The 12,151-nt window shown below is 66.3% G+C and carries 10 protein-coding genes; 9 read left to right on the forward strand and 1 reads right to left on the reverse strand.

What is annotated here, in order from left to right; all coding sequences use genetic code 11:
• The first annotated feature begins 111 nt into the window (after window positions 1-111).
• The 7 genes from acnA to SX243_05040 all read left to right on the forward strand — a co-directional run bounded on the left by acnA (window position 112) and on the right by SX243_05040 (window position 9,745).
• On the forward strand, window positions 112-2,889 hold the full coding sequence (gene acnA / locus SX243_05010; protein ID MDY7092317.1) for an aconitate hydratase AcnA: 2,778 nt from the start codon (window positions 112-114) through the stop codon (window positions 2,887-2,889).
• 429 nt (window positions 2,890-3,318) lie between these two features.
• Window positions 3,319-3,693, forward strand: coding sequence for a 6-carboxytetrahydropterin synthase QueD (queD, locus tag SX243_05015; protein ID MDY7092318.1), 375 nt, complete (start codon window positions 3,319-3,321; stop codon window positions 3,691-3,693).
• A gap of 123 nt (window positions 3,694-3,816) precedes the next feature.
• Window positions 3,817-5,058 (forward strand): efflux RND transporter periplasmic adaptor subunit, encoded by a 1,242-nt coding sequence (locus tag SX243_05020; GenBank protein ID MDY7092319.1) that lies wholly within the window; start codon window positions 3,817-3,819, stop codon window positions 5,056-5,058.
• Between the two features lie 60 nt (window positions 5,059-5,118).
• Window positions 5,119-5,829, forward strand: coding sequence for an ABC transporter ATP-binding protein (locus SX243_05025; GenBank protein ID MDY7092320.1), 711 nt, complete (start codon window positions 5,119-5,121; stop codon window positions 5,827-5,829).
• Complete coding sequence (locus tag SX243_05030) at window positions 5,826-6,983, forward strand: FtsX-like permease family protein (GenBank protein MDY7092321.1); 1,158 nt, start codon at window positions 5,826-5,828, stop codon at window positions 6,981-6,983. The genes SX243_05025 and SX243_05030 overlap by 4 nt, the downstream gene beginning before the upstream one ends.
• Before the next feature lie 3 nt (window positions 6,984-6,986).
• Window positions 6,987-8,195 (forward strand): ABC transporter permease, encoded by a 1,209-nt coding sequence (locus tag SX243_05035; GenBank protein ID MDY7092322.1) that lies wholly within the window; start codon window positions 6,987-6,989, stop codon window positions 8,193-8,195.
• Between the two features lie 275 nt (window positions 8,196-8,470).
• On the forward strand, window positions 8,471-9,745 hold the full coding sequence (locus SX243_05040; protein MDY7092323.1) for a citrate synthase: 1,275 nt from the start codon (window positions 8,471-8,473) through the stop codon (window positions 9,743-9,745).
• A gap of 110 nt (window positions 9,746-9,855) precedes the next feature.
• On the opposite strand, the gene SX243_05045 is transcribed toward SX243_05040, so the two are convergent.
• Window positions 9,856-10,218, reverse strand: coding sequence for a PGPGW domain-containing protein (locus tag SX243_05045; GenBank protein ID MDY7092324.1), 363 nt, complete (start codon window positions 10,216-10,218; stop codon window positions 9,856-9,858).
• Between the two features lie 196 nt (window positions 10,219-10,414).
• Here SX243_05045 and SX243_05050 point away from each other — a divergent pair, with 196 nt between their 5' ends.
• Entirely contained in the window at window positions 10,415-10,924 is a 510-nt protein-coding gene (locus SX243_05050; protein ID MDY7092325.1) for a Fur family transcriptional regulator, read from the forward strand.
• A 25-nt stretch (window positions 10,925-10,949) separates the two neighbouring features.
• The coding region (locus SX243_05055) for a TonB-dependent receptor plug domain-containing protein (GenBank protein ID MDY7092326.1) at window positions 10,950-12,151 on the forward strand (1,202 nt) is incomplete at its 3' end.

Raw genomic sequence — 12,151 nt, forward strand, 5'->3', positions numbered from 1 at the left:
TGTCCACGGATCGCGGCCGTAGCATTAGAAGTCCATAGCCATAGGCCCCCAACCGGTAGACCTCGACCGGAAGACCATGGCATCAGCAGCATCGAAGAGCAGGAGCCTTCCATGACCGATTCGTTCCAGTCCCACCGCACCGTCGAGCTGGCCGGGCGCAAATTGCGCATCGCCAGCCTACCGGCTCTCGAAGATCAGGGCTTCGACCTGAGCCGCCTGCCCTACGCCCTGAGCATCCTGTTGGAGAACCTCCTGCGGCGCCAAGACGACGCCTCCGTCACCGCCGACGACATCGAGGCCGTGGCCCGCTGGGACGCCCAGGCCGAGCCCTCCCAGGAAATCGCCTTCATGCCCGCCCGGGTGTTGCTCCAGGACTTCACCGGCGTGCCAGCGGTGGTGGATCTGGCGGCCATGCGCAACGCCATGCTCGACCTCGACAACGACCCGCACAAGATCAACCCCCTGCAGCCGGTGGAGCTGGTCATCGACCACTCGGTGCAGGTGGACGAATACGGCACCGCAGCGGCGATCCTGATCAACACCGAGCGGGAGTTCGAACGCAATCAGGAGCGCTACGCCTTCCTGCGCTGGGGCCAGAGCGCCTTCGACAACTTCAAGGTGGTGCCGCCGGCCACCGGCATCGTGCACCAGGTCAATCTCGAATACCTGGCCCGCGGCGTGATGACCGGCGCCGGCGGTGACGCGCCCTTCGCCTACCCCGACACCCTGGTGGGCACGGACTCCCACACCACCATGATCAACGGCCTCGGCGTCCTCGGCTGGGGCGTCGGCGGCATCGAGGCGGAGGCCGCCATGCTCGGCCAGCCGATCTCCATGCTGGTGCCCCAGGTGGTGGGCTTCCGCCTCTCCGGCGAGCTGCCGGAGGGAGCCACCGCCACCGACCTGGTGCTCACCGTCACCGAGATGCTGCGGCGCAAGGGCGTGGTGGGCAAGTTCGTCGAATTCTTCGGCCCCGGCCTCGCCCACCTGCGGCTGGCGGACCGCGCCACCATCGCCAACATGGCGCCGGAGTACGGTGCCACCTGCGGCATCTTCCCCATGGACGAGCTGACCCTCGACTATCTGCGCTTCACCGGCCGCTCCGAGGAGCAGGTGCAGCTGGTGGAGGCCTACATGAAGGAACAGGGCCTCTTCCACACCGCCGACAGCCCGGAAGCGGTGTACACCGACACTTTGGAGCTCGACCTGGCCACCGTCGAGCCCAGCCTGGCGGGCCCCAAGCGGCCTCAGGACCGGGTGCGGCTGAGTGAGGTGGCGGAGAGCTTCGCCGGCGTGCTGGAGCAGATGTCCAAGACCGCCCGCCCCGATGCCAAAGCCGACGCCAAATCCGGCGCCGCCAAGAGCTCCTCCGGCGGCGGCCTGCAGGTGGTCCAGGACACCGCCACCGCCACCCTCGAGGAAGCGCATCCGCACATCCAAGAGGGCGCCCGGCTGATGCAGGACGGCGCGGTGGTCATCGCCGCCATCACCAGCTGCACCAACACTTCCAACCCCTCGGTGATGCTCGCCGCCGGCCTGCTGGCCAAGAAGGCGGTGGAGAAAGGCCTGGAGGTCCAGCCCTGGGTCAAGACCTCCCTGGCACCGGGATCCAAGGTGGTCACCGACTACCTGAAGGAAGCGGACCTCACCCGCTACCTGGAGGACCTGGGCTTCCACACCGTGGGCTACGGCTGCACCACCTGCATCGGCAACAGCGGCCCGCTGGCGCCGCCCATCTCCGAAGCCATCGCCGAGCGCGGCCTGGCCACGGTCTCGGTGCTCAGCGGCAACCGCAACTTCGAAGGCCGCATCAGCTCCGAGGTGCGGGGCAACTACCTGGCCTCGCCGCCGCTGGTGGTGGCCTACGCTCTCGCCGGCCGCATTGACATCGATCTGCAGCACGATCCCCTGGGGGAGGGCTCCGACGGCCAGCCGGTCTTCCTCAAGGATGTCTGGCCGAGCCAGGCGGAAATCGAGACGGCGCTCCGCGAATCGGTGCTCTCGGAGATGTTCGTGCGCCAGTACAGCGACGTCTACACCGGCGACGAGCGCTGGCGGGCGCTGCCGATTCCGGAGGGCGCCACCTACGAGTGGGACGACGACTCCACCTACGTCAAGCTGCCGCCCTACTTCGTGGGCATGGGGCTGACTCCGGATCCGGTGCAGGACATCTCCGGCGCCCGGCCCCTGGCGGTGCTCGGCGACAGCATCACCACCGACCACATCTCCCCGGCGGGAGCGATCAAATCCGATCAGCCGGCGGGCAAATACCTGGTGGAGCGCGGGGTGGCGCCGCGGGACTTCAACTCCTACGGCTCCCGGCGCGGCAACCACGAGGTGATGATGCGCGGCACCTTCGCCAACGTGCGGCTGCGCAACCGCTTGGTGCCGGAAATCGAAGGCGGCTACACCCTGCACCTGCCCCACGGCGAGCCCATGAGCATCTTCGACGCGGCGATGAAGTACCGCGACGAGGAGGTACCGCTGATCATCCTGGCGGGCAAGGAGTACGGCACCGGCTCGTCCCGCGACTGGGCCGCCAAGGGTCCGAGGCTGTTGGGAGTGCAGGCGGTCATCGCCGGCAGCTATGAGCGCATTCACCGCAGCAACCTGGTGGGCATGGGCGTGGCGCCGCTGGAGTTCCTCCCCGGCGATACGGTGGAGAGCCTGGGCCTCACCGGCCACGAGACCTTCGACATCGAGGGCCTGGCGGAGGCCGGCAACGGCGACTTCCAGAGTGGCTGCACGGTCAACGTCACGGCCCATCGCCAGGGCGGCGATGACGTCAAGTTCGAGGTGCGGTTGCGCATCGACACGCCTCAGGAGCAGCTCTACTACCGCAACGGCGGCATCCTGCACTACGTGCTGCGCCAGCTGGCCCAGAACTGAGGCAGCTCCGCCGAATCTTCTCTCCACCCCCGGGTCGATGGCGATCCGGGGGTGGTACGTTGATGCCGACCCGAAGGGCTACCGAAAGGGGCCGATCCCCCGAGGAGCCGATGGGGCGAGGTCTGGGAGCTGAAGCTAGAAAAAGCCCCGGGCCGAGGAGGGAGTTTCGGCCCGGGGTGAGGAGGAGAGTGTGTGACGAGAATCTCGCTGATAGGAGGGCTCTCGCCGATGGGAGGGGAGCCTCTTTGGAGGTACTACTGGTTGTTGGCTCCCCACCCTCCATTGACTACAACCGGACGAAGAGCGCGGAGATTCCCCGCCGCACCGCCGGACCAGCCCCAGCTTTGAGAGCCAGCGCTGAGAGGCAACCCTGAAAAGCCAGCCCCGAGAACCCTCATGACGAGAACCGAGAAACGCTAGGAACCGACCATGTTTACCGTATTCAAAGACTTCACCTTCGCTGCCGGACACTTCATCCGCGGCCATACCGGCGGCTGCCAGAATCTCCACGGCCACAATTACCGGATCCGGGTCTTCCTCAACGCCGAAGAGCTCGATGAGCTGGGCATGGTCCTCGACTTTTCCCATCTCAAGGCGATGGTCCAGGAGGTCGTGGGCCACTACGACCACCAGGTGATCAACGATCATCCGCCCTTCGACCAGCTCAACCCCACCGCCGAGCTGCTGAGCCAGCACGTCTACCGCGAGGTGAGCCGGCGCCTGGACGACCCGCGGGTCTCCGTGGGCCGCGTCGAGGTGTGGGAAAATGACAGCTCCTGCGCCAGCTACGAAGAAGCGAAGTAGGACCGAGGGCAGCCGCCGGCTTCCCCTCCGCCGCCCGGCGAAACATCAAACGTCCAAGAGTCGTAACTTCCCCTGAAACCGCTTCCGCTAGAATGAGACGAAGTCAAGTCTCAGAAGAATTTTATGAACGATTCCCCTTCCCTGGACGATCTGCGCATCGAGCGCGACTCCCCCGACGACGGAGGCAGCCCGTGGGTGGTGCCGGTCGTCATCTTGTTGTTGGTACTGGTGGTGGCAGCGGTGATCTGGTGGCGCGTGCGCCCCACGCCGCCGCTGGTGACCCCGGCGACGGTAGAAGAGGCCCGCGGCGATGCCGCCACCACCGCCGCCACGGTGCTCGACGCCTCCGGCTACGTCACCGCCCGCCTGCAAGCCACCGTCTCCTCCAAGATCACCGGCAAAGTCGTGGAGGTACGGGTCGAAGAAGGCATGGAGGTGGAGGAAGGCCAGGCCCTGGCGTTCCTCGACGACACCCTGCAGCGCCGCCAGCTCGCCCTCGCCGAGGCATTGCTGGAGACCGCCAAGACCTCCGTCGACGAGATCGAAGCGGACCTCAAGGAGGCGCAGCTGAGCCGAGACCGCTTCGAACGGCTGGTGGCGGCGGACGCCAGCGCCCAAGCCGAGCTGGACACCGCCCAGGCGCGGCTGGACACGCTCCGGGCGCGCAAGAGCACCGCCGAGAACCAGATCACCGTACGCCAGCGGGAAGTGGCGCTGCGCCGCCAAGAGCTGGAGGACACGGTGATCCGCGCGCCCTTCGCCGGCGTCGCGGTGACCAAGGACGCCCAGCCCGGGGAGATGATCTCGCCGGTCTCCGCCGGCGGCGGCTTCACCCGCACCGGCATCTGCACCCTGGTGGATATGAGCTCGCTGGAGATCGAGGTCGACGTCAACGAGGCCTACATCAACCGCGTGCGTCCCGATCAAGACGTCCAGGCCACCCTCGACGCCTACCCCGACTGGCAGATCCCGGCGCGGGTGATCACCACCATCCCCGCCGCCGACCGTCAGAAAGCGACGGTGCGGGTGCGCATTGCCTTCGAGCAGCTGGATCCTCGAATCCTGCCGGATATGGGCGTCAAGGTCTCCTTCCTCGACACCGAGGTGGAAGCCCGGGATGAATCCCAGCCTCTCTGGCTGGTGCCGGCGTCGGCGGTGCGCACCGAGAACGACCGCCCCTACGTCTTCGTCATCACCGCCAAACGCCTGGAGCGGCGGGCAGTGCAAACCGGCAACGAGCGCGGCGAGAAGGTAGAGATCGTCGCCGGGGTGCGCGCCGGCGACGTGGTGGTGAAAGACGCCTCCGGCGAGCTCGAGGACGGAAAGCTGGAAGACGGACAGAAGGTCCACTTGCGCGAACCCTGAGCCTCCCATTTCCCGAGCCGACCCCATTCCCTGAGCAGACGAGCAAGGAGAGAAGATCCCATGAGCACCCCCAGCCCCACCGACTCGGCACCGCTGGTACAAGTCTCCGGCGTGCACAAGCTCTTTCGCCGCGGCGAGGAACGCATCGACGTGCTCCAAGGGCTCGACCTGGAGATCCGCCAGGGCGAGTTTCTCGCTCTCATGGGCCCTTCCGGTTCCGGCAAAAGCACCCTGCTCAACATCCTCGGCGGGTTGGACAAACCCAGCAGCGGCGAGGTGACCGTGGCCGGACAGCGCATCGACCGGCTCAGCAGCGGCAAGCTGGCGGATTGGCGAGCCCGCCACGTGGGGCTGGTCTTCCAGTTCTACAACCTGATGCCCACCCTCACCGCCGAGCGCAACGTCGAGTTGCCGCTGCTGCTCACCAAGCTCTCCCGTTCCCAGCGCAAGAAGCACGTCGCCACCGCCCTCGCCCTGGTGGGTCTGGCGGATCGCGCCAAGCATTATCCGCGGCAGCTCTCCGGCGGTCAGGAACAGCGGGTGGGCATCGCCCGGGCCATCGTCATCGACCCGGATCTGCTGCTCTGCGACGAGCCCACCGGCGACCTCGATCGCCAGAGCGGTGACGAGATCCTCGATCTGCTCCAGCAGCTCAGCAAGGACCACGGCAAGACCGTGCTGATGGTGACCCACGATCCGCGGGCGGCGGAGCGGGCGGATCGGGTGCTGCATCTGGACAAGGGACGGCTGCGGGGAGAGGAGGCGGCGTGAAGCTGCTGCACCTGATCCTGGCCAATCTGCGCCACCACAAAGTGCGCACCGTGCTCACCGTGCTGGGCATCCTGGTGGCCTTCCTGCTCTACGGCCTGCTCTCCGCCATCGACAAAGGCTTCAACGCCGGCGTCGACCTGGCGGGCAACGACCGCTTGGTGCTCCAGCACCGGGTGTCGCTGATCCAGCCCCTGCCCTACTCCTACGGCCCGCGCATGGAGCAGGTGGACGGCGTGGTCTTCGCCACCCATGCCAGCTGGTTCGGCGGGGTCTATCAAGAGCCCAAGAACTTCTTCCCCAAGATCGCCGTCGACCCCGAGCCCTTCCTGCGCATGTATCCGGAGTACGTCCTGCCGGAGGAGCAGAAGAAAGCCTGGTTCGCCACTCGCACCGGTGCCATCGCCGGCAAGGACCTGGCGGAGCGCTTCGGCTGGGAGGTCGGCGACACCATTCCCGTTCAGGGCGACATTTGGATGCGCGCTGACGGCTCCCGGCTCTGGGAGTTCGACCTGGTGGGCATCTACGAGGGCGCCAGCCAGGACGCCGATCAAAGCCAGTTCTTCTTCCAATACGACTATCTGGTGGAGGGCACCGGCGGCCAGCTGGGGCAGGTAGGCTGGTACTGGATCCGCATCGACGAGCCGGATCTGGCACCGCAGATCGCCGAGAATATCGACGCCCTCTTCGCCAACTCGCCGGCGGAGACCAAGACCACCACCGAGAAAGCCTTCGGTCAGGCCTTCGCCCAGCAGGTGGGCAATACCACCGCCATCGTGCGCGGGGTGGTGGCGGCGGTCTTCTTCACCCTGCTGCTGGTAGTGGGCAACACCATGGCCCAGAGCGTCCGCGAGCGCACCAACGAGCTGGCGGTGCTCAAGGCTCTGGGCTTCCGGGACGGCACGGTGATGCGGCTGGTGATCGCCGAGGCCTGCGCTCTGGCGATGCTCGGCGGGCTCCTCGGCCTGGGCTTCGCCGCCGTGCTGACGGTGCCCTTGGGCAAGGCCCTGTCGGGCTTCTTGCCGGTCTTCTACATTCCCATGGAAGCGCAGCTGGTGGGCCTAGGACTGATGCTGCTGCTGGGCCTGATCACCGGCGTGCCACCGGCGATCCAGGCCATGCGGCTACAAGTCTCCCAAGCGCTACGGAGGGTTTGAGCCATGCTTTCCTGGATTCCACAGATCTTCGCCGTCACCGCCCTCAACCTGCGCACTCTGGGACAGCGGCTGGGTAGCTCGCTGGTGGCCATGGTGGGCATCGCCGGGGTGGTGGTGGTGCTGGTGGCGGTGCTGTCCATCGCCGAGGGCTTCCAGCAAACGCTGGCGGGCACCGGCTCCGACGACACCGCCATCGTGCTGCGCGGCGGCAGCACCTCCGAGATGACCAGCGGCTTGACCCTCGAGAACACCCGCGTCATCGCCGACGCCCCGGGGGTCGAGCGCATCTCCTCCGAAGCCGGCGGCACCACCGTGCCGGCAGCCTCTGCGGAGCTCTTCGTGATCATCAATCTGCCCAAGATCTCCACCGGCACCGACGCCAACGTGCCGCTGCGAGGCGTCGGCCCGGAGGCCTTCGCCGTTCGCCCGGACGTGAAGATCGTGGCGGGCCGCAACTTCGAGCCCGGCCGCAACGAGATAATCGCCGGCGAGGGGGCCAGCCGGCAGTTCGAAGGTCTGGAGCCAGGCAACACTCTGCGCCTGGGCCAGGCCGAGTGGAAGGTGGTGGGAGTGTTCAGCTCCGGCGGCACCGTCGCCGACTCCGAGCTGTGGACCGACGCCCGGGTACTCCAGCCCGCCTACCGCCGCGGCAACACCTTCCAGTCGGTGTACGCCAAGCTGAGCTCCGCGGACGACTTCCAGGAGTTCAAGGACTCCCTCACCACCGACCCGCGGCTCAACGTCGAGGTGCAGCGGGAGAGCGACTATTACGCCGGCCAGAGCCAGACTCTGTCTCAGCTGATCCGCGTCCTCGGCTGGCTCATCGCCGCTTTCATGGGCCTGGGGGCGGTGATCGCAGCGCTGATCACCATGTACTCGGCGGTGGCCGCCCGGCGGCGGGAGATCGCCACCCTGCGGGCCCTCGGCTTCAAGAGCGTGCCGGTGGTGATCTCGGTGCTCACCGAGGCCCTGCTGCTGGCCCTGGTGGGCGGCTGTCTCGGCGCCGCCGCGGCCTACCTGGTGTTCAACGGCTACCAGGCGGCGACCCTCAACTGGCAGACCTTCAGCCAGGTCACCTTCGCCTTCGCCGTGACGCCGCCGCTGGTGATCCAGGGAATCGTCTACTCGCTGATCCTGGGTTTCTTCGGCGGCCTGCTGCCGGCCATCAAGGCCGCCCGCATGCCCATCGCCATCGCCCTGCGAGAAGCCTGAGGACCGCGGGCAGCCTGCTGGAGACACTTCTTGCGCGGCGTTGGGACGGTCGATACAATCAAGTCGACCGTTGCCACGCTGCGGCATTCTCCATCCAAGGCTTTTCGCAGCCGGCGGGTCGAGCCGTTTGTCGCTGGAACGGCTCCCAGAACCGACCAAACTGACAAGACGGTCCGCCTACGGCCGGGCCGCACGCGCGAACACGCGGCAAAACCGCACACACCCTGCGGAGAACCAGGCAAGACCCTTCAAACGGGAGCCTCGCGGAGACCAAGATGAGCACGGCAAAGCTGACGATCGACGGAGCGGAATACGAATACCCGGTGGTGGAAGGATCCGAGGGCGAACAGGGCATCGATATCGGAGCCCTGCGCAAGGAGTCCGGCGCCATTTGCCTGGATCCCGGCTACGGCAACACGGGCTCCTGCCTCAGCGGCGTCACCTTCATCAACGGTGAGGAGGGGATCCTCCGCTACCGCGGCTACGACATCGAGGACCTGGCCACCAACTGCAGCTTTCCGGAAGTCTGCTTCCTGCTCATTTATGGGCATCTCCCCAACGAGGAAGAGCTGCACCAATTCTCCGACCGGCTGACCCGCCACACCCTCATCCACGAGGACATGAAGAAATTCTTCGAGGGTTTCCCGGCCACCGCCCATCCCATGGCCATCCTCTCGTCCATGGTCTCGTCTCTCTCCGCCTACTATCCCCACGCCGGCATCGACGAGGACCTCGACCTCAACATCATCCGGCTGCTGGCCAAGACCAAGACCATTGCCGCCTTCTCCTACAAGAAGTCCATCGGCCAGCCGTTCATGTACCCGCGCAACGACTACTCCTACTGCGCCAACTTCCTGCACATGATGTTCGCCGTGCCGGCGGAGCCCTACAACGTTCCCAAGGTGCTGGAGAAGGCCCTCAACCTGCTGCTCATCCTCCACGCCGACCACGAGCAGAATTGCAGCACCTCGACGGTGCGCATGGTGGGCAGCAGCCACGCCAACCTCTTCGCCTCCATCTCCGCCGGCATCTGCGCGCTGTGGGGACCGCTCCACGGCGGCGCCAACCAGAAGGTCATCGAGATGCTGGAGATGATCCGGCAGGACGACGCCGACTACAAGAAGTACGTCGACCTGGCCAAGGACCGCGAATCGGGCTTCCGCCTCATGGGCTTCGGTCACCGGGTGTATAAGAACTTCGATCCCCGGGCGCGCATCCTCAAGCGCGCCGCCGACGAGGTGCTGGACGATCTGGGAGTGGAGGATCCGCTGCTGGAGATCGCCAAGAACCTGGAGAACGTGGCGCTGGAAGACGAATACTTCGTCGACCGCAAGCTCTACCCCAACGTCGACTTCTACAGCGGCATCATCTACCGCGCCATGGGCATCCCCACCAATATGTTCACGGTGATGTTCTCCCTCGGCCGCATGCCCGGCTGGATCGCCCACTGGAAGGAGATGCGGGAGGATCCCAACAGCAAGATCAACCGCCCGCGGCAGATCTACACCGGGCCTACCCGCCGGGATTTCGTGCCGCTGGACCAGCGCTGACCCTACGGCCTCCAGTACGGTCGACCGGTCTCGGAACGATTCAAGCGCCTCGGACCTCGCGGTCCGGGGCGCTTCGTGCTTCTAGAGGGGGCCAGTCTGGAGGAGACGACTCAGGTGCGCCGGTGCAGCCAGCCGCGCATCTTCTCGCGGAATTTCTCGAAGCGGTGCCAAACCGAGGGCCAACGCTGGAAGCCCCGGCGCAGTAGCTTGTAGACCATCTCGCTGGCCAGGGAGAGCACCGCGGCGCCGAAGAGAATGGTGGCGATCCCCTGGATCCCCGGCAGCACCAGGCCGGCGATGCCGACGAGCAAGAGCAGCCAACCCACCATCAACAGGCTGATTCGCACCCAGAGGGGAAGAGGGCGCTGAGACGCCTCCTCCACAGCTCCCTCGGCATCCTCCTCCGGTGCCCCCTCGTAACGGGACACCGGGGGGGCTTGAGATGGGTCTTCGGGGGGCTGCTGCTCACTCATTCCATGGCTCCTGAGTCGGTTGGCGGCAGCTCCGCCGCCACACCGCCCATGGAGACTAGCATCGAGAGGGCACATCCCGCCGGCGCCGGCTGTTGACAAACCGCACCGATCCAGTCCAGAATACTCAAGAGCTATTGAGATTACGTCTCAATAAGGAATTTGAAGGCCGGACGAGCTTCAAAGTCCGGCAACGATTATGGAACGCGAACGACGCCAATTTCTCGACTTCCTCCGCTCCCGCGGCCACCGAGTGACCCGGGAACGGCGTGCCCTGTTCAACGAGATCTTCTCCCAGCATCGCCACCTCGACGCCGAGACCCTGCTCGAGGCGATGCAGGAAAAAGGACTGAAGATCTCCCGGGCCACGGTGTACCGGAATCTCGACCTGTTGGTGGAGTGCGGCCTGGTGCGCAAGCAGCGCCTGGGGCGCAACCGCTTCCTCTACGAGCACGTCCACACCGGCCAGCGCCACGACCACCTGGTGTGCCGCGACTGCGGCCGGGTGGTGGAGTTCGTCAGCGCCGGCATCGCCGCTCTGCAATCCGAGATCTGCCGCGCCCATGGCTTCGATCCTCAGCAATACAGCCTGCAGATCTCCAGCCTCTGTAACGAATGTGCCCACCACCGTTCCGAGGAGTCCGATGCCGGCGATTCCGACGCCGAAGAACGAGTCTCCCAATCGGCAGCGGCGGCAGCCACTTCCTAACCCAGCTTCCCGAGGACCCGTGATCATGTTCAACGCCCGAACCGTCTCGACTCGTCGCCCGCAAGCTCTTTGGCTGCCGGCGCTGCTGTGCCTGCTCCTTCTCCCCCTCAAGGCCACCGCTCAGGAGCCCGAAGCTCAGAGGACTGGAGATTCCGGAGAGCTCGCCGCCGCGGCGGCTCCAAACGCCCAAGACGAAGCGGCGAGGGACGAAGCGAAGAGCGGCGAGGCGGAGAGCGAAGATTCTCAGAGGCGCCAGCGCCGCATCATCCACGATCGCGTGAGCGTGGTGGGCAGCCAGGAAGCGGCGCGGGAGATCCCCGGCTCCGCCCACTTCCTGAGCCAGGAACAGCTCGAGGAACAGTCCTACTCCGACGTCCACCGCATCCTCACCGCCGTCCCCGGCGTGTACTTCCAGGAAGAGGACGGGCTGGGTCTGCGCCCCAATATCGGCATCCGCGGCACCGGCGTCGAGCGCAGCTCCAAGATCACCCTGATGGAGGACGGCGTGCTCATCGCGCCGGCCCCCTACACCGCGCCCTCCGCCTACTATTTCCCCACCGCCGGCCGCATGGAAGGCATCGAGGTGCGCAAGGGCTCCTCGGCGATTCAATTCGGTCCGCGCACCAACGGCGGTGTCCTCAACCTCATCTCCCGCAGCGCGCCGGCCCAGCTGGGCGGCCGGGTGGAGCTCGCCGGTGGTGATCACGACACCCGCCGCGGCCACATCTACGCCGGCGACAGCGGCGAGCGCTTCTCCTGGGTGGCCGAGAGCTACCAACTGCACAGCGAGGGCTTCAAGAACCTGGACGGCGGCGGCGACACCGGTGTGGAGCTGGAGGACTACCTGCTCAAGCTGCGGGTCACCAGCGCTCCCACCGCGGCCCACTACCAGGCCTTGGAGCTGAAGCTGGGCAAAACCCTACAGGACGGCAACGAGACCTATCTGGGAATCACCGAGTCGGACTTCCTCGACACCCCCTACCGGCGTTACGCCGCCTCCGCCCTCGACAACATCGAGGCGGACCACGAGCAGATCCAGCTCAGCCACTTCCTGCAGTTGAGCTCCAAGCTGGACCTCACCACCGTCGCCTACAACAATGACTTCTTCCGCGACTGGTTCAAGAACGAGAGCGTGCTGGGAGTGAGCAACGCCACCGTCCTCGCCAACCCCGAGCTCTACGCCCGGGAGCTGGCCATCCTGCGGGGCGAGGAGGACAGCCCGGAGGA

Source organism: Acidobacteriota bacterium (assembly GCA_034211275.1).
Classification (GTDB): Bacteria; Acidobacteriota; Thermoanaerobaculia; order Multivoradales; family JAHZIX01; genus JAGQSE01.